Raw genomic sequence first — 18,215 nt, forward strand, 5'->3', positions numbered from 1 at the left:
ATTCTATCCTTATATATGTATAGAAAAAAAACAAAACCCGCCAGGTTTTGAAAACCTGACGGGTTGTTATGAGATTATACTATATATATGTATAAAATGGTATTACTATTAAAGTATCTTATTTAAGGAGTCTATTACTTCTTTTGTAAGCTGGATACTTTTAAGTTTTGCCTGATGATCATATATAGGACTTGTTACCATTAGTTCATCAATTTTTGAATAGTCTATGAACTTTTGTAAATCGACTGCCAGCTGTTTAGGGTTCCCTGTAAATGTACAGGCGGTCATTTGGTTGACATGGAAACGTTCTTCTTCACTCATAATATCGTCCAGGGATGGTACTGGTGGCTGTAGCCCTTTACGATCATTACGAATTAGATTAAGAAACATTTGATATAAACTTGTTGACAGCAACTCAGCTTCTTCATTGGTGTCTGCGGCTATTATATTTACACAGGCCATTGTTTTTGGTTTGTCTAAAACATCTGATGCCTGAAAATTTTCTCTGTAGAATTCGAATGCCTGTATCATTTGTCTTGGTGCAAAATGCCCTGCGAAGGCATATGGCAATCCGTATGCTGCGGCAAGGGCTGCACTTTCCATACTTGAACCAAGAATCCAGATGGGCACTTTTGTACCTTCGGCTGGAAATGCACGAACTTTTGCTGTAACGTTTTCTCCTGAGAAATAATCCTGAAGCTTGCTTACATTTTGAGGAAACCGCTGTGCCTGTTCAAAAAAATCCTTTCGAATTGCTTCTGCTGTTGGCTGATCTGTTCCCGGCGCCCTTCCTAAACCTAAATCGATTCTGTTGGGATAAAGGGTTTCTAATGTTCCGAATTGCTCGGCTACTATTAAAGGGGAATGGTTTGGCAACATGATTCCTCCTGAACCTACGCGTATGTTTTGGGTCTGGCTTGCAATATATCCGATTAAAACAACTGTAGCAGTACTTGCTACGTGAGCCATATTGTGATGTTCAGCTAACCAAAATCTTTTATAATCTAAATTATCGGCCAGTTGCGCGATTTCTTTTGTTTTCAAAAATGTTTCTGATGCGTTACTATCCTGAGTTATGATAGCAAGTTCTAGTATAGAGACTGAAATTGGGTTTTTCATGAAAATTTAATTTGCACAAAATTAATTCATTTATATGGTTGGGGTTTGTTTTCTAATGTTAATAGAATTATAATCTTTTCAGTGTTTAAGCACATTCTTCACTAATAACTTTTTACAGTAATTAATTATTGTTTTACAATAATTAATTATACATTTGCAATAACAATCAAATTAAGTCAAAATGAAAACAACTCACTTTGTTTCTAAAATCTTATTTTACATTACGCGTTTCTTATCAATAGTTTATTTCGTATTGGCGGGTTATTCTGCATTGACATTACTTACAGGATGGTTTTTGACCTTTACTGAAAATGGAAAATATTTTCAGGTCTGTTATCCCTTTACCAATCATCCTTTAATGCTTGGCGATTATAACATGCCTTATATCGTTTTTGAATTTTTATCGCCATTGAGTCTCTATGGACTTTTCTTTTTATTGATTAGTAATATTTTCAAAATCTTTTTTCAGCCTAAATTATTCACTCAAAATGGAATAAATCATTTAAGGCGATTCTACCTGACGAATCTGTTTGTACCTGGGATTACAATTTTTATAGCTTCAATATTTGTTTCTCTGGACAATGAGGTGGCTATTTTTATTGTACTGCATTTTATGCTGGGCATTTTTGCTTATTTTCTGGCTGCCATTTTTAAGCAGGGGCTAAACCTTCAGAACGAACAAGACTTATTTATATAACTATGCCAATAATTGTAAATGTTGATGTAATGCTTGCCAAACGCAAAATGCAGAGTAAGGAATTGGCAGAGAAGCTGGATATAACGCCTGCTAATTTATCTATTCTAAAAACCGGAAAGGCAAAAGGTATTCGGTTTGATACTCTTGAAGCTATCTGCAAAATCCTGGATTGCCAGCCTGGTGATATTTTGGAATATGTAAGCGAGTAATTTTCTTTTAATCGAATTTTTTTAAATATAAAAAATCGGCTTTTTGAGCCGGGTGGCATTCTATTGCCTGAATTTTTCAAATCACATTTATATAATCATCAAAAATCAATCACAAAATGAACAGTTTATCAATCAAAAATCTCAGCAAAACGTATGAGAACGGCACTCAGGCGATTGACAATTTATCGCTTGAAATTACAAACGGGATGTTTGGTCTGCTTGGACCGAATGGTGCAGGAAAATCGACTTTAATGCGAACGATTGCCGCTTTGCAGGAACCAAGTTCGGGAATTATTGAGTTTAACGGAACCAATATTCTGGAAAACCCAATGTTTATCAGGGAGAATCTGGGTTATCTGCCGCAGGAATTTGGTGTTTATCCGAAGATTTCTGCTTATCGATTATTGAATCATCTCGCGGTTCTGAAAGGAATTGTCGATAAAAGGGAAAGACATGACCAAATTCTGTATTTGTTACAGCAAACCAATTTATTACAGCACAAAGACAAAGCGGTTCATTCTTTTTCCGGAGGAATGCGTCAGCGTTTTGGAATTGCTCAGGCTTTATTGGGAAATCCGAAGATTATTATTGTGGATGAACCTACAGCAGGACTTGATCCCGAAGAGCGAAACCGATTCAATAATCTTTTAAGTGAAATTGGAGAAAGTATTATCGTCGTTCTGTCAACACATATTGTAGAAGACGTTAGGGATTTGTGCACGAAAATGGCAATTATCTCTAACGGAAGATTGATTTTAGAAGGAAATCCAAATGAAGCAATTGATTCTTTGAAAGGTAAAATCTGGACAAAGGCGATTCATAAAACTGAATTAAAAGATTACCAGGAAAATTTTGATATTATTTCGTCGCATTTGAATTCAGGGAAAATCAATATTCATGTTTTCTCAGAACATCAGCCTGATTCTGGTTTTGAAATGGCTGTTCCGGATTTAAGTGATGTCTATTTCAATATTTTATCTCAAAATCAACTTAAAAAATAAAGTTATGTTTTCTAAATTAATTCAATTTGAATGGCATAACAATACCAGAAACTGGACATTTTATGCCACTTTTATCCTATATCTGATTTTGGGATTTTTTGTGAGTGCTTTTGCCAACTTTTCATTTTCGGGTGCTTATAAAAATAGTCCTTTTGTACTTACATATGCTATAGGCCTGATATCACTAATGACGATTTTCTCGACAACACTTCAGGTTGCGCAAAGTTTCTTAAGAGAATATGAAACAAAATTCGATACTATAATCTTCTCCACTCCTATATCTAAATTTCACTATTTGGGAAGTAAATTTATTATCGAATTTGTAATTGCTGTTGCTTCTTTTGGAATGTTTATTATCGGAATGATTGTCGGCCATCAAATGTCCTGGATTCCGAAAAGCGAAATTGGTCCTTTTGAAATCCTAAATTACATCTGGCCTTATCTGGTTATCGTTATTCCTAATATCCTATTATGCCTTTCTATTCTGGCAGCACTGGCGTGGCTCACGCGAAGCAAACTTTTTATATATGTTGGCGGACTATTTATTTACATCTTATATATAGCCGGTTCGATTTTTTCGAATTCGCCCATATTTGCAAATGCCTCTCCGTCTTCCGCGAAAGCGATGTCTTTGGCAGCAAAAGCAGATCCGTTTGGTCTGGCTGCTTTTTTAGAACAAACAAGATATTGGACTTCAGTTGAAAAAAACACGGAACTAATTTCGCTTTCAGGAAATTTTCTATTTAATCGAATGCTTTGGTTTTGTATTTCGTTAGTTCTGATTTTTGTTTCGTATCAACTGTTTTCATTTAGAAAAACAAAAACCAAAAAAGTAAAAACAGTAAAATTCGGTCCAAAAACGACCAAGGCTTTTTCTTCTAAAATTCCGAAACAGGTTGAATTCAAAACCAGAAAACACAATTGGGCTGTTTTTAAAAGCAATTTAAAGATGGATATTTATTTAGTGCTGAAAGGAATTCCATTTTTACTGATTGCATTTTTGTTTTCAGGATTATTAATGATTGAGATTTCAGATGAAATTGACGGAGGGGTCAGACTGGCAGAAAACATTACCAATACGGCTTTGATGGTTTCTACAATTATGGATCGTCTGCCTTTTATTCTGATTTTGATACTGCTGTTTTACAGTAGTGAATTACTAAATCGAAGTGAGAATTCCAGATTTGAAATGCTGGAAAATACGACACCTTATTCTTCATTTACTGTTTTGCTTTCCAAACTGACTGCGCTTTTTATAATTCCGCTGATTTTTATTGGAATCAGTATTTTTATCGGGCTTACTTTTCAGATCATGAATGCAAATGCTCCGATCGAAACCGGCCTTTACATTTCGCTGTTTTATTATATCGGATTTCCTTTGTTTCTGATTTCGATTTTGGTAATTGCCATTCAGACTTTTATTAAAAACAAATATTCAGCGCTGACCGTTTCTGCTTTTATCGTTCTTTTATTTTGTACACGAATTGGCGTGCAATTGGGGATTTCACATCCGTTATTGCGATATGGCGATTCTTTTAAAAGGGAATATTTTGATTTGAATGGTTTCGGAAGTTATACTTTTCCATTTCATATTTCGATGTTGTACAATTTTGGTTTTGCTCTAATTCTATTGACATTGACGGGAATTTTATGGAAACGAAATTCTGCCATTTTAAAAACTATCCGTAGGAATTCATTCAATTCCGCTCAAAAAATAGCTTTTACTTTTGGGATTATCCTTTTTTCAGGTTTTGGAAGTTATCTTTTTTACAAAGCCAATATTGAATATCCATATTTGACAGAGGAAACTCAGAATAACTGGAGCGAACAATATGAAAAACAATTTAAAAAATATGCCAATCTCGCACAGCCGACTATTCTTTCCGTAAAAAGCAATGTCGATTTATTTCCTGAAAAAAATCGTTACGAGGTAAGCGGTAGTTATGAATTGATCAATAATTCAGAAAAACCAATTGATAGTTTACTCCTATATATAGATCGAAATTCGAAACTTACTTCTGTTCAAATTCCGAATGCTAAAAATCTGAATGATGTTTCAGCTTTCCAGCATTATTGGTATCGAATGGAAAAGCCTTTGAAGCCAAAGCAGAGAATAAAAATGAATTTTTCTTTTGAGTCCGGCTGGTCTCCTTTTAAAGGTCATACTTCATTTAATTCTATTATTAAAAATGGCTCGTTTATGCGAATAAGCCGTTATTATCCGATTTTTGGTTATCAGGAATCTAATGAAATCAGCAGTAAAAAAGAGCGCAGAAAAAGACATTTAAATCCGCAGAATCCGTTAAAAAAACTGGAAGATAAATCTAAAATCGAAAATGATTTTATTGATTATGATGTTGTGGTTTCGACTTCAAAAAATCAAACCGCAATTGGTATTGGAGAGTTAAAGGCAAACTGGAAAAAAGAGAATCGCAATTATTTTCATTATAAGTCTAATGGGAAAATTCCGTTTCGATTTGCCTTTTCTTCTGCTGAATATCAAATTCAAAAAACGAATTATAAAGGCATTTCGATCGAGGTTTATTTTGATAAAAGACATTTTAGAAATGTGAAAAAATTAATTCAGGATGTAAAAAACACTCTGGATTACTGCCAAAACAGCTTTGGGAAATATCCATATAAAACGATTCGTTATGCCGAAGTTTCTGCTTTCGCCGATGGGTTCGCTGCGACTTCCTATCCGTCGACGGTTTTTATGAAAGAGAATTTTGGTTTTTACAGTGATCTTTCAAACAAAAACAAAGAAGACGTAATCAATCAATTAACGGCTCATGAATTGTCGCATGAGTGGTGGGGAAATGCACAGATAAGTCCGGAACAAAAAGAAGGAAGCTGGATTCTGACAGAAACTTTGGCGCAATATACCGAACTGATGCTATATGAAAAAGAACATGGCTTGGAAAAAGCACTGGAAACTTTAAAAATTCATCTCGATTTGTATTTGAGCAGTCGAAGTTATGATCCGGAAACTCCATTATATAAAACAAATTACGAAACGCCGCACCTACCTTATGATAAAGGAATGCTGGTTATGCATCAGTTATTCGTTTTAATTGGAGAAGAAAAAGTAAATCTTGCGTTGAAAAACTTTCTAAATCATTATAAATATCCAAATCAGATTCCGGATTCAGAAAATTTACTGAGCGAAATCTATGCTGTAACCGATTCAAAACTTCATCCGAAGCTGGATGAAATGTTTAAAAAGATAATCACGTATTCTTCTAAAATATCAGAAGTTGAAAGCGTAAAAAACAATAACTTTTATGAAGTTTCCTTTAAAGCAGATTCTAAAAAACATATCGAAAATGCGACAGGAATTCGAAAACAAATTCTGAACGATTCGACAATTGATATTGGAATCTATGATGAAAATGGAAAATTATTGCGTTATATTTTCCCGATCAAAAACAATAAAATTGAAGGAAAAATTAAAACCAAAACCAAACCTCAACGAATTGTAATTGATCCTTATTTGATGAATATTGACACTTTTATAAAAGAAAAGGAAATTGATTAAAGTTTTGCCACAGATTAAAAGGATTTTTTTTGGAGTTTTTGCTTTAGCGTAAGCAAAAAAATCATTTTTAATTCTTTAATCTGTGGCTCTATTTTTTATTTCAGCTGAATGAAAATCTGCTTGTGAGTTGTTTTTCCATCCTCTTTAATTTTTAAATCCGGATTATTTGATTCGATTTCAAATTTTGAAGCAGTATCAATAGTTAATGAAATATCACGATATCTAAACGTTTGGGGAATTTCTGGCAGCGCAATTGTGACTTCAATTTCTTTATCTCGTTGCTGATAATCGACTTTTATCCGGTCTCTTAGCCAGATATATTCATATACTTCCTGCCACGGCGCCATCCAGATTGAATCGTTTCCTTTTACACCATATTTATCAGCAAGCGCTGTCATATAATATTTGAAATCAGGAAAACGCATACTTAAGTTCCACAAATTTGTAGTTCCTGTTCCGTGTGTAAATTCGTTAAACCAAAGTGCATTTGGCTGTTTTATAATTGAATCTAATGTTTTTAAATAATGATCCATTGTTTTAAAACCAATCGTATCTTTTGAACTCTGCACAAAAGTTCTTGCCGTAATCATTTTATCTAAATTTACTTTTGAATCAACTTTAAAAACTGGGCCAACACCATAATAAGACGCTACCGAAAGATGTCCGTTATTAAGTGCCTCTTTTTCATATTCTAAATGATAACCTGTATCGCCTTGTCCGCCGGGAACTACAAAATGTGACATTGTAAAATCAAGGTTTTGTTTTATCGAAGTTGTATTTTCAGTTACTTCTGTCAAATAATTTGTGCCGTGTTTTGTTGCGTGATGAAAACCGTGGTTAAGAATATCCCAACCTGCATTATACATTTCTTTTACCTCTGCCCAGGAAAGATGCCCCCGATAAGCAGAAAAGTCTCCAATTGCTCCTCCATTTATAGCTAATCCCAACTTAAACGGAATTTTATTTCCCATTCCATCCGAATAAAAAAGTCCTTTTGAAGTTGTTCCATCACCGCCCTGATCAATTTTCCATTCGTTAATCGAAGATTTGCTGATTTTTCCACCATTTAAAAGAGGAAATGCTGTTAAATACGCTGATCTGTATCCATCGTCGAGCGTAAAACTATATGCTAAATGTTTGTTGAATTTTAAAGGAGCGACTTTAATCTTTACCTTATCTGCCGATTTTACTTTTATTTTAAATGAAATCGTTTTTGATCGTGAAGAATCTTTTTCAATTATTTCATTTGAAAAACTATTAAAACTGCCAAACATTGTAGCAATTAGTATAAGGAGAATTCGTTTAGACATAAAATTTAGTAGTTCATTTTCGAGCTAAAAGTACATTTCTTTTTGAAAAAAATATTTTAAAACTGATTATACTCCAAAAATAATTTCTGCTGAATCAAAAAAGAGAAGTGATTTTAAACCTAAATTTGTACATCAAAATACCAATTTGGTTTTAGTTTATCAGCAAATGACACACAAAATTTTAATTATAGACGACGAAGAAAAACTAAGAAGTCTGCTGGCGCGTATTATAAAATCGGAAGGATTTGAAGTTTTTGAAGCCAAAGATTTAAAATCTGGTTTTAAAAAACTGGAACAAACGGACATTGATGTTGTTTTGTGTGATGTAAAACTGCCTGACGGAAACGGGGTTGATTTCCTTCAAAACATAAAAGGAAGTTTTCCTTTAACAGAAGTTATTCTACTAACCGCTTTCGGAAATATCCCAGATGGCGTTCAGGCGATGAAAAATGGTGCTTTCGATTATATTGTAAAAGGCGACGACAACGATAAAATTATTCCGCTTCTTTATAAAGCTGTTGAAAAGGTTCATTTGCAGAAAAAAGTACAGCAACTTGAAAAACGCATCAACGATAAATATTCTTTCAATACTATTATAGGTAAATCAAAAGGAATTGAACAGGTTATTGATCTCGCACAAAAAGTAGCCAAAACCGATTCGACTGTTTTGCTTACGGGCGAAACCGGAACCGGAAAAGAAGTTTTTGCACAGGCGATTCACGAAAACAGTAATCGTATGGGGAAATCTTTTGTGGCATTAAACTGCAGTACTTTCACAAAAGAAATTTTAGAAAGCGAACTTTTTGGTCATAAACAAGGCGCTTTTACGGGAGCTGTAAAAGATAAAAAAGGGTTTATTGAAGAAGCAAACGGCGGTACTTTATTTCTGGATGAAATTGGTGAAATGCCAATTGATCTTCAGGCCAAATTATTACGTGTTTTAGAAACTTCCGAATATATTCCCGTTGGCGATACCACTCCAAAAAAATCAAATTTCAGATTAATTGCCGCCACAAACCGTGATTTAAAAACAGAAAGTGACGAACATCGTTTCCGTTCTGATTTGTATTTCCGTTTGAATATTTTTGAAATAAAATTGCCTTCACTTAAAGAAAGGATAAAAGATATTCCGATATTGGTTAATTATTTCGTCAAACAATTTTCTGAAAAAACGAATAAGAAAACCTTAAACACCTCATCCGATTTTCTAGAAAAACTAGAAAATTATTCCTGGCCGGGAAATATCCGCGAACTTAAAAACATTATCGAAAGATCGGTTATTTTGAGTAATGGCGATACTTTAACTTCGGATGTCCTGCCTTATGAAATGCAGCATCAGGCTGAAAAAAACACCAAATCGATGTCGGCTTTCTCCATGCAAAGTGTTGAAAAATTGCATATTCAAAAAGTTTTAAATTATACTAAAGGAAATAAAGCGGAAACGGCTCGATTATTAGAAATTGGGATTGCGACTTTATACCGAAAATTAGAAGAGTATAATATACAGTCGTGATCCTGCAAGGTTTCCAAAACCTTGTAGGTTTAGATTTTTAAACACTTTCACTTTAAATAGAATACCTACAAGGTTTTAAAAACCTTGCAGGAACAGTAACAATCTTATCATTTCAATAAAAGCTTATCATTTTGATAGGCTTTTTTTATGCCTGATTTTTGGCACAAAACTACATTCCTTTTATTGACAGCGCTTTAGGTATAACTTGGATTTTTCGGAACATATTTTGGCATAAGGAGAGAGAACATTAAAAATTCATTCCAAATGAAAAATCAAGTCACCTCAATCTACAAACAAGCCGAACGCTTTGCTGAGATAACCAAAAAATCTATTATTTCCGGAAACATCGTTCGGGCAAAAAAATGCCTTGCTCTTGCAGAACGTCTATTTGTAACTGGAAGCATCGAAACTAAAAATGCTATTTCAAATGTGTACATTTTTTCGGTTTCGTCTTTTATGGAAGTGCGTCACTGCAATATTTCACACCTTTTTCCACAATCGCTTAAAGCAGAATATATCAAGCAGGTTAATGCTTCGGGAGTCTAATTAGTGAAATGTTTTTTGTGAAATGTAAGATGCTTAAATCACATTCACAAAAAGACATTTCACATTTTACATCTAACATTTCACATTTCAATAAAATAAAAATCTATGTTAATTACTTTTCTTTTACTCGCATTAGCCATCGTGCTGTTTGGCATTTGTTTTCTCTCTATTGAATTCTTTGAAAAAATCTAAATCATGACCGCACTATTTATCATTTCAATCGCCGTTTTCGTGTATTTGGTTTATGTATTAATCAAACCCGAAAAATTTTAATCTGGTGAAAAGTTATCAGTGAGAAGTTAAATGTTAAACGTCGATACTCTTTTACAAATCACATCTCACTTTTTACAATTTCATATCTCTCAAAAAATAAAATTATGAACACAGAATTATTAGGCGTCATTTGTATTTTTATCCTTACCGTTATTTTAGCAATTCCTTTTGGAAAATATATTGCTAAAGTTTTTTTAGGAAATAAAACACTTCTTGACCCGATTTTCAATCCAATTGAAAAATTTATTTTTAAAATCAGTGGTATCAATCCGGCTGAAGAAATGAACTGGAAACAACACTTAAAAGCACTTTTAAGTATCAATATGGTTTGGTTCTTTCTTTGCTTTTTTGTCTTATTGTTTCAGGGGTCTTTACCTTTAAATCCGGATAATAATCCATCCATGACGCCAGATTTGGCTTTCAATACGGCTATTTCATTTATCGTAAACTGTAACTTACAGCATTATTCGGGCGAAAGCGGGGTTTCTTATCTTTCACAAATCGTCTTAATGTTCCTTCAATTCGTTTCGGCTGGTGTTGGAATCGCTGCTGCGGCAATGGTTTTTACCGCTATGCGCGAAAGAACCACAGACAAACTGGGGAATTTCTACAACTATTTCATCAAAAGCTGTACACGTATTTTATTGCCGCTTTCTGTAGTTGTTGCTGCTACTTTAGTTTTTAGCGGAACTCCCATGACTTTTGAAGGAAAAAATACAATTACAACTCTGCAAGGTGATCATGTAGAAGTTTCCCGTGGGCCTGCTGCAGCTTTTATTGCTATTAAACATATTGGTACAAACGGCGGCGGATTCTTTGGTGCTAACTCGGCTCACCCTTTAGAAAATCCGACCTATTTAACGAATGCTATTGAACTTTGGGCACAAATGATTGTCCCATTTGCGATGATTTTTGCACTTGGTTTCTTCCTTAATAAAAGAAAATTCGCTTATATCATTTTCGGTGTAATGACGGTTGGTTTTTTACTCTTGGTTATTCCGACAATATCAAGTGAAATAAACGGAAATCCTGCCATTGAAAAAATGGGAATATCACAGTTAAACGGAGCAATGGAAGGAAAAGAAGTTCGTTTTGGTCCGGCTATCTCAGGCTTCTGGAGTATTGCTACAACGGTAATTTCTACAGGTTCTGTAAACAGTATGCATGATAGTTCTATGCCAGTTTCGGGTGCTATGCAGTTATTGGCTATGATGGTCAATGTATTTTATGGCGGATGCGGTGTCGGTTACCTGAACTTTTACATTTTCATTATTCTGGCCGTATTTATCTCAGGTTTAATGGTTGGCCGGACTCCGGAGTTTTTAGGAAAGAAAATTGAAGCGAGAGAGGTAAAAATTGCAGCTTTTATCGCCATTCTTCACCCTTTATTAATATTAGCAGGAACTGGTTTAGCTTCTTATTTTGCTGCACATGATACCGCAATGGGCTATTGGTTTAGCGGAAATGCGACAGGCTGGTTAAACAATCCCGGAAATCATGGATTCTCAGAAATGTTATACGAATATACTTCGAGCGCTGCTAACAACGGTTCTGGTTTTGAAGGTTTAGGTGATAACAATCCTTTTTGGAATATCACAACCGGAATTGTATTACTGTTAAGCCGTTTTATTCCAATCATTGGTCCATTAGCAATTGCAGGTTTATTAGCCAATAAAAAATATATTCCAGAAAGTGCAGGAACTCTTAAAACTGACACAACTATTTTCGGAATCATGACTTTTGCCGTTATCGCTATTATTGCTGCTTTATCGTTCTTCCCAGCGCTGGCGCTTGGACCTTTGGCGGAATATTTTGGAATGTAAAATGTCCAAAAGTAAAATGTGAGATGTGAAAAGCGATCCGTAAACTCAAATAACATCTTACAACTCACATTTTACTTTTTTACAAATAACAAATCATACACGTGCTTCAAGATTCTTGATTAATCCATAAATAAGTTTTCCTATGATGTCTAATTTTTCAATCAATTGTTCACATTCTTTTTCATTGAAAAAATCTAACTCTTTGCTTAATAAAATTAAAGTATCGAGTTCTGACAAAGAACCTAAAGAAATATGTAAAAAATGGATAAACTCTTTTGTTCCTTTTCTTGCTGCTCATTCTGCAATATTAACAGGTACAGAAACAGAAGCTCTCCGGATTTGGGAAGTAATTCCAAACTTTTCCTCAGAAGGAAATTGTCTCGTAGCTAAATAAATTTCTTTAACGAATTCAAAACTTTTAATCCAAGAATTCAATTTTTTGTGTGGTTTCATATTCAAAATAATTATTTACAAAAGTAGGAAATTTCACATTTTACATTTAACATTTTACACAAAGAAAAATGACAACTAATAAATCCACATCATTGTTTGAAAGTAAACAGGTAAAAGAAGCCTTAGCGCAGTCTTTTGTCAAGCTGAATCCAAAAATGATGATCAAAAATCCGGTAATGTTTACCGTAGAAATTGGAACAGCCATTATGTTTGCTGTCTGCATTTCAATATTAATGGGCGCAAATGATCAGGGAAGTTTTACTTATAACCTAATTGTGTTCTTAATTTTACTGGCAACGCTTTTATTTGCCAATTTCGCCGAAGCCATTGCCGAAGCAAGAGGAAAAGCACAAGCCGACAGTTTAAGAAAAACAAGGGAAGAAACTCCTGCGAGACAAATTATGCCAAACGGAGAAATAAAAAACATTAGTTCTTCGGCATTAAAAAAAGACGATATTTTCGTTTGCGAAGCCGGTGATTTAATTGCTGCCGATGGTGAAATTATCGAAGGTCTGGCAACAATCGACGAAAGTGCCATTACCGGAGAAAGTGCTCCTGTAATTCGGGAAGCTGGAGGAGATAAATCTTCAGTTACCGGAGGGACAAAAGTATTATCTGATAAAATTAAAGTAAAAGTAACTTCTGAACCTGGCGAAAGCTTTTTGGATAAAATGATTGCTTTGGTTGAAGGTGCGAGCCGTCAGAAAACACCAAACGAAATTGCCTTAACCATTTTATTAGCCGCATTTACTTTAATCTTCGTGATTGTGTGCGTTACGCTAAAACCGTTTGCCGACTACGCCAACGCACCCATCACGATTGCGGCTTTCATCGCTTTGTTTGTATGTTTAATTCCAACTACAATTGGAGGATTGCTTTCTGCGATTGGTATTGCGGGAATGGACAGAGCGTTGCGTGCTAACGTAATTACAAAATCGGGTAAAGCGGTTGAAACTGCCGGAGATATTGATGTATTGCTTTTGGATAAAACAGGAACAATTACCATTGGAAACAGAAAAGCAACCAATTTTTATCCAACAAAAGGAATCTCTTTTGATGATTTCGTTAAATCGGCTGTTTTGAGTTCGCTTGCTGATGATACTCCGGAAGGGAAAAGTATTCTCGAACTTGGTAAAACGTTAGATGTAAATAGTAAGATGCAATCAGACATTTCACTTCTTACAGAAAACATCTCACACAGTATAAAATTTACTGCCGAAACCAGAACTTCTGGTGTTGTATTAAAAGATGGAACAAACATTAGAAAAGGGGCGCAAGACGCCGCAAAAAACATCGCACAACAAGCAGGAAATGTTTTTCCTGAAGATACTGCGCAACAAGTAATCACAATTTCGTCTAACGGAGGAACCCCATTAGTAGTCATCAAAAATAATGAAGTTCAAGGTGTTATCGAACTTCAGGATATTATCAAAACCGGAATGAAAGAACGTTTTGAGCGCTTACGCAGAATGGGAATCAAAACGGTAATGGTTACAGGTGATAATCCGCTTACGGCTAAATTTATTGCCGAAGCAGCCGGTGTTGATGATTTTATTGCCGAGGCTAAACCTGAGGATAAAATGAATTACATTAGAAAAGAACAAGCTGAAGGAAGACTGGTTGCCATGATGGGTGACGGAACAAATGATGCTCCTGCCCTTGCCCAAGCCAATGTTGGGGTTGCCATGAACAGCGGAACTCAAGCTGCAAAAGAAGCCGGAAACATGGTCGATCTTGACAATGACCCAACCAAACTAATTGAAATTGTTGAAATTGGAAAACAGCTTTTAATGACTCGAGGCACTTTAACTACTTTTTCTATTGCAAATGACGTTGCGAAATATTTTGCTATTGTTCCTGCTCTTTTTATTACTGCAATTCCTGCGCTTCAAGGTTTAAATATTATGCATTTACATAGTCCTGAAAGTGCTATTTTATCAGCCGTAATTTTCAATGCGATTATCATTCCGATATTGATTCCGCTTGCGCTGAAAGGTGTTGATTATCGACCAATTGGAGCAAGTGCCATCTTAAAAAGAAATCTTTTGATTTATGGTTTAGGTGGATTAATTGTCCCTTTTATCGGAATTAAGGTAATTGATTTGTTGGTAGCACTATTTATGTAAAAAAAAGGTGCTAAGGCGCTGAGATGCTAAGGTGCTAAGTTTTTTCTTAGTCCCTCAGAACCTTAGTTCCTTAGAACCTGAAAAAAGTTCTGAAATGCTAAGATTCTAAGGGACTAAGGTTTTTCTCTTAGAATCGTAAAATTCAGGAATCTTTAAAAACTCAAATAAAAAACACAGACTTTAGATTGCTAAGCTTCTGATAAAAAACTTAGAACCTTAGCAACTTAGTCCCTTAGAATCTCAAAAAAAATGAAAAATTTATTTTCACTATTAAAACTTACTGTGGCTACTTTAATCTTGTTCGCAGTTATTTATCTTTTAGCGATTTACGGAATCGCACAAATTGCTCCAAATCAAGGAAAAGGAGAAACGATTTCAGTTAACGGAAAAGTGGTGGGTTACCAAAAAATTGGTCAGAAATTCGATAAGTCGAATTATTTCTGGGGAAGACCTTCGGCTGTTGATTATAACGCGGCCGGAAGTGCCGGAAGCAACAAAGGCCCAAGCAACGCCGATTATTTGGCTTTGGTTCAAAAAAGAATTGATACGCTTTTATTGGTTCATCCATACCTGAAAAAATCTGATATCCCATCCGATATGGTTACGGCTTCAGGAAGTGGTTTGGATCCGAATATTTCTCCGCAAGGCGCTTTGATTCAGGTAAAACGAATTGCTAAAGAAAGAAAACTGGACGAAACTAAAGTAAAATCTTTGGTGGAATCTAAAATTAATACGGCTGTTGTTGGTCCTGAAACTGTGAATGTTTTGGAATTGAATGTGGCGTTGGATGCGCTTCGCTAGAAAAGGTTCTGAGGTTCTGAGGTGCTAAGGTGCTAAGGTTTTTAAAAACTTGTAGGTATGAAAATGGGCATCAACTATTATCATGAAGTAACCGCAAAGTTTGTCATTCCGAGGAACGAGGAATCTCCGCGAGTAGCTCGACAAAGATTGGCGAATTTCTATACGGAGTTTCTTGCGGAGATTCCTCGTTCCTCGGAATGACAAACAAAGCGCAAAAATTAAATACCTACAAGGTTTTGTCCCGAAGCTTCGGGATTGCAGAAACGAAAACGCCTTTTTTACCCAAATGCCCTAGCCCCGATAGTAGTGGAAATCCTTTTGTACCGGGGTTCGGTACAAAAGATTGAAACGGATAGCGGGATTAGCTCCTAAAAAATCTACTAATAAATAATTTAATTCAGAGGATGAGATTGCTTCGTTCCTCGCAATGACAAAATGAAAAAAATAATACTTACTGCTTTAATCGCTTTTGGTTTTAGCAATTTACATGCACAAGAAGAATCAAAAAATCCATTTACGTTTTCAGGATATGTAGACGCTTATTACAGTTATGATTTTGGAAAACCGGAAAATCATACACGGCCAAACTTTTTTTACAGTTATAATAAAAGCAACGAGGTAAACCTGAATTTGGGAATGGCGAAAGTGAATTATTCGAAAGAAAATATTCGGGGAAATTTTGCTTTGATGGCGGGAACTTATGCCGAATATAATATGGCTGCCGAACAAGGTTTGTTAAAAAATGTTTACGAGGCGAATGTTGGTGTAAAGATTTCGAAAAACCATAATTTATGGGTTGATGCGGGAATTATGCCCTCGCATATTGGTTTTGAAAGTGCGATTGGAAAAGACTGTCAGACTTTAACGCGAAGCATTCTGGCGGAGAATTCCCCTTATTATGAAACGGGAGTTAAAATTGGTTATACATCTGAATCTGGAGAATGGTATTTGGCGGGAATGTACCTGAATGGCTGGCAAAGAATTGAGAAAGTCGAAGGCAATCAAACGCCTGCTTTTGGAACTCAAATTACGTACAAACCGTCTGATCGGGTTGCTTTGAATTGGAGTACTTATGTTGGAAATGAACAGCCGGATATTGATAAAAAATGGCGCTATTTCAACAACTTTTACGGACAATTTAAAGTAACGGAAAAGACAAATATTACTGCTGGTTTTGATATTGGATCTCAGCAATCGGCTAAAGGAAGTGATAAATATGATACTTGGTTTTCGCCTGTTTTGATTCTGCAATACAAGCCAGTTGACAAAATTCAGCTTGCAGTACGAGGTGAATATTATAGTGATGAAAAAGGTGTAATTATCGCAACTGAAACGCCAAACGGTTTTAAAACTTACGGTTTTTCAGCTAACTTTGATTACTTAGTTACTGATAATGTTATGTTTAGAATTGAAGCCAGAAATCTTTCCAGTAAAGATGAAATTTTTACCAAAAACAATTTGCCAACGGACACAAATACATTTGTAACAACAGCATTAGCTATTAGTTTCTAGAAAAAGATCTTATTGATTAAAATTTATTTCACGCAGATTCTACAGATTATAGCAGATTTAAATGGATTTTTAATTAAACAATCTGCGAATATCTGCTTAAATCTTTTAAAATCTGCGTGAAATAAAAAACTTGGAGACTTAGCGCCTTCGTGGCAAAAAACATGAAAGAAGAAAAAGAAAATAATGCACAACACTTTCTCGATTTAATTCAGAAATCACGAAAGGGAAAGTTCAAAATCTACATTGGAATGAGTGCCGGTGTGGGCAAAACTTTTCGTATGCTTCAGGAAGCGCACTCGTTATTGAAAAACGGAATCGATGTGAAAATTGGCTACATCGAAACGCACATGCGAAAAGAGACACATGAATTATTAGCAGGTTTGCCTATAATTCCGAGACGGACCATTTTCTATAAAGGAAAAGAATTAGAAGAACTGGATGTTCAGGCGATTATCAATCTTCGTCCGGAAGTGGTTATTGTTGATGAACTCGCGCATACCAACGTTGAAGGAAGCAAAAACGAAAAACGCTGGCAGGATGTTTTAGAAATTCTGGAAGCTGGAATTAATGTGATTTCGGCGGTGAATATTCAGCATATTGAGAGTTTAAATGAAGACGTAAAACGCATTACAAATATTGACGTTCAGGAACGAATTCCGGATAATGTTTTGCGATTGGCAGATGAAGTCGTGAATATCGACCTAACATCTGAAGATTTGATTGCGCGTTTGAAAGAAGGAAAAATTTATACACCGGATAAAATTCAGACGGCTTTAACGAACTTTTTTAAATCGGAACAGATTTTACAGCTTCGGGAACTGGCTTTGAAAGAAGTAGCGAGTCAGGTCGTTCGAAAAGTTGAAAATGAAGTTCCGAATCTTCATGCTTTACGACATGAGAAATTGTTGGCCTGCATTAGCAGTAATGACAAAACGGCCAAAATCGTAATTAGAAAAGCGGCGCGACTGGCCAGTTATTACAACGGATCCTGGTATGTTTTGTATGTAGAAACGCCACAGGAAAGCAGTACAAAAATTGCTTTGGATAAACAACGGCATTTAATTAATAACTTTAAACTCGCCGTGCAATTAGGCGCGGAAGTCATTAAAGTAGAGGATAAAAATATTGCCGATGCGATTTTAGCAACAGTTGAAGAAAAACAAATTACAACAGTTTGTATCGGAAAACCGCATTTGAATTTATTTAAAGTAATTTTGTCTACAACAATTTTTAGGCGTTTGCTGAACAAACTGTCTTTATCAAATGTTGATCTTGTTATACTGTCATAAAATTT

14 protein-coding genes and 1 pseudogene are annotated in these 18,215 nt (G+C 35.1%); 12 read left to right on the forward strand and 3 right to left on the reverse strand.

Annotated features, from left to right (window positions below):
- Positions 1–108: 108 nt before the first annotated feature.
- Positions 109–1,119: an LLM class flavin-dependent oxidoreductase gene (locus tag DCO46_RS14050; protein WP_116753148.1), complete on the reverse strand. Its 1,011-nt coding sequence runs from the start codon at positions 1,117–1,119 to the stop codon at positions 109–111.
- A 181-nt stretch (positions 1,120–1,300) separates the two neighbouring features.
- Here DCO46_RS14050 and DCO46_RS14055 point away from each other — a divergent pair, with 181 nt between their 5' ends.
- The 4 genes from DCO46_RS14055 to DCO46_RS14070 all read left to right on the forward strand — a co-directional run bounded on the left by DCO46_RS14055 (position 1,301) and on the right by DCO46_RS14070 (position 6,564).
- The gene (locus tag DCO46_RS14055) at positions 1,301–1,816 is read left to right on the forward strand and encodes a DUF2975 domain-containing protein (RefSeq protein ID WP_116753149.1); all 516 of its coding nucleotides are present in this window, start codon (positions 1,301–1,303) and stop codon (positions 1,814–1,816) included.
- Between the two features lie 2 nt (positions 1,817–1,818).
- Entirely contained in the window at positions 1,819–2,025 is a 207-nt protein-coding gene (locus tag DCO46_RS14060) for a helix-turn-helix domain-containing protein (protein ID WP_008466864.1), read from the forward strand.
- A gap of 116 nt (positions 2,026–2,141) precedes the next feature.
- Positions 2,142–3,026: an ABC transporter ATP-binding protein gene (locus DCO46_RS14065; protein WP_116753150.1), complete on the forward strand. Its 885-nt coding sequence runs from the start codon at positions 2,142–2,144 to the stop codon at positions 3,024–3,026.
- A gap of 4 nt (positions 3,027–3,030) precedes the next feature.
- Positions 3,031–6,564, forward strand: a complete 3,534-nt coding sequence (locus tag DCO46_RS14070; protein WP_243416317.1) for an ABC transporter permease/M1 family aminopeptidase — start codon at positions 3,031–3,033, stop codon at positions 6,562–6,564.
- Between the two features lie 95 nt (positions 6,565–6,659).
- Here the strand turns inward: DCO46_RS14070 and DCO46_RS14075 are convergent, their stop codons facing one another.
- On the reverse strand, positions 6,660–7,874 hold the full coding sequence (locus DCO46_RS14075) for a polysaccharide deacetylase family protein (protein ID WP_116753152.1): 1,215 nt from the start codon (positions 7,872–7,874) through the stop codon (positions 6,660–6,662).
- A gap of 166 nt (positions 7,875–8,040) precedes the next feature.
- Here DCO46_RS14075 and DCO46_RS14080 point away from each other — a divergent pair, with 166 nt between their 5' ends.
- The 4 genes from DCO46_RS14080 to kdpA all read left to right on the forward strand — a co-directional run bounded on the left by DCO46_RS14080 (position 8,041) and on the right by kdpA (position 12,029).
- Positions 8,041–9,387: a sigma-54-dependent transcriptional regulator gene (locus DCO46_RS14080; RefSeq protein ID WP_116753176.1), complete on the forward strand. Its 1,347-nt coding sequence runs from the start codon at positions 8,041–8,043 to the stop codon at positions 9,385–9,387.
- Positions 9,388–9,651: 264 nt separating this feature from the next.
- Positions 9,652–9,933, forward strand: a complete 282-nt coding sequence (locus DCO46_RS14085; RefSeq protein WP_116753153.1) for a hypothetical protein — start codon at positions 9,652–9,654, stop codon at positions 9,931–9,933.
- Positions 9,934–10,128: 195 nt separating this feature from the next.
- Entirely contained in the window at positions 10,129–10,206 is a 78-nt protein-coding gene (gene kdpF / locus DCO46_RS14090; RefSeq protein ID WP_081909388.1) for a K(+)-transporting ATPase subunit F, read from the forward strand.
- 104 nt (positions 10,207–10,310) lie between these two features.
- On the forward strand, positions 10,311–12,029 hold the full coding sequence (gene kdpA, locus DCO46_RS14095; RefSeq protein ID WP_116753154.1) for a potassium-transporting ATPase subunit KdpA: 1,719 nt from the start codon (positions 10,311–10,313) through the stop codon (positions 12,027–12,029).
- A gap of 93 nt (positions 12,030–12,122) precedes the next feature.
- Here kdpA and DCO46_RS23070 read toward each other — a convergent pair.
- Positions 12,123–12,482: pseudogene (locus DCO46_RS23070) on the reverse strand (four helix bundle protein).
- Positions 12,483–12,550: 68 nt separating this feature from the next.
- Here DCO46_RS23070 and kdpB point away from each other — a divergent pair.
- The 4 genes from kdpB (at position 12,551) to DCO46_RS14125 (ending at position 18,210) form a co-directional block, all read left to right on the forward strand.
- Positions 12,551–14,608 (forward strand): potassium-transporting ATPase subunit KdpB, encoded by a 2,058-nt coding sequence (gene kdpB / locus DCO46_RS14110; protein WP_116753157.1) that lies wholly within the window; start codon positions 12,551–12,553, stop codon positions 14,606–14,608.
- A 249-nt stretch (positions 14,609–14,857) separates the two neighbouring features.
- Positions 14,858–15,409 carry a K(+)-transporting ATPase subunit C gene (locus DCO46_RS14115; protein WP_116753158.1) on the forward strand — a complete coding sequence of 184 codons (552 nt, stop codon included), beginning with the start codon at positions 14,858–14,860 and terminating at the stop codon, positions 15,407–15,409.
- 435 nt (positions 15,410–15,844) lie between these two features.
- Positions 15,845–16,921, forward strand: a complete 1,077-nt coding sequence (locus tag DCO46_RS14120; RefSeq protein WP_116753159.1) for a porin — start codon at positions 15,845–15,847, stop codon at positions 16,919–16,921.
- Positions 16,922–17,082: 161 nt separating this feature from the next.
- Positions 17,083–18,210 carry a universal stress protein gene (locus DCO46_RS14125; RefSeq protein WP_116753160.1) on the forward strand — a complete coding sequence of 376 codons (1,128 nt, stop codon included), beginning with the start codon at positions 17,083–17,085 and terminating at the stop codon, positions 18,208–18,210.
- The last annotated feature ends 5 nt before the right edge of the window (positions 18,211–18,215 follow it).

Source organism: Flavobacterium sp. HTF (assembly GCF_003105115.1).
GTDB lineage: Bacteria > Bacteroidota > Bacteroidia > Flavobacteriales > Flavobacteriaceae > Flavobacterium.

Excerpts from the sequence above, each read along its gene's own strand:
- DCO46_RS14115 (WP_116753158.1), top strand. The coding sequence starts at position 14,858 with ATGAAAAATTTATTTTCACTATTAAAACTTACTGTGGCTACTTTAATC.
- DCO46_RS14055 (WP_116753149.1), top strand. The coding sequence starts at position 1,301 with ATGAAAACAACTCACTTTGTTTCTAAAATCTTATTTTACATTACGCGT.
- DCO46_RS14065 (WP_116753150.1), top strand. The coding sequence starts at position 2,142 with ATGAACAGTTTATCAATCAAAAATCTCAGCAAAACGTATGAGAACGGC.
- DCO46_RS14070 (WP_243416317.1), top strand. The coding sequence starts at position 3,031 with ATGTTTTCTAAATTAATTCAATTTGAATGGCATAACAATACCAGAAAC.
- kdpB (WP_116753157.1), top strand. The coding sequence starts at position 12,551 with ATGACAACTAATAAATCCACATCATTGTTTGAAAGTAAACAGGTAAAA.
- kdpA (WP_116753154.1), top strand. The coding sequence starts at position 10,311 with ATGAACACAGAATTATTAGGCGTCATTTGTATTTTTATCCTTACCGTT.
- kdpF (WP_081909388.1), top strand. The coding sequence starts at position 10,129 with ATGACCGCACTATTTATCATTTCAATCGCCGTTTTCGTGTATTTGGTT.
- DCO46_RS14120 (WP_116753159.1), top strand. The coding sequence starts at position 15,845 with ATGAAAAAAATAATACTTACTGCTTTAATCGCTTTTGGTTTTAGCAAT.
- DCO46_RS14050 (WP_116753148.1), bottom strand. The coding sequence starts at position 1,119 with ATGAAAAACCCAATTTCAGTCTCTATACTAGAACTTGCTATCATAACT.
- DCO46_RS14075 (WP_116753152.1), bottom strand. The coding sequence starts at position 7,874 with ATGTCTAAACGAATTCTCCTTATACTAATTGCTACAATGTTTGGCAGT.
- DCO46_RS14080 (WP_116753176.1), top strand. The coding sequence starts at position 8,041 with ATGACACACAAAATTTTAATTATAGACGACGAAGAAAAACTAAGAAGT.
- DCO46_RS14125 (WP_116753160.1), top strand. The coding sequence starts at position 17,083 with ATGAAAGAAGAAAAAGAAAATAATGCACAACACTTTCTCGATTTAATT.
- DCO46_RS14060 (WP_008466864.1), top strand. The coding sequence starts at position 1,819 with ATGCCAATAATTGTAAATGTTGATGTAATGCTTGCCAAACGCAAAATG.
- DCO46_RS14085 (WP_116753153.1), top strand. The coding sequence starts at position 9,652 with ATGAAAAATCAAGTCACCTCAATCTACAAACAAGCCGAACGCTTTGCT.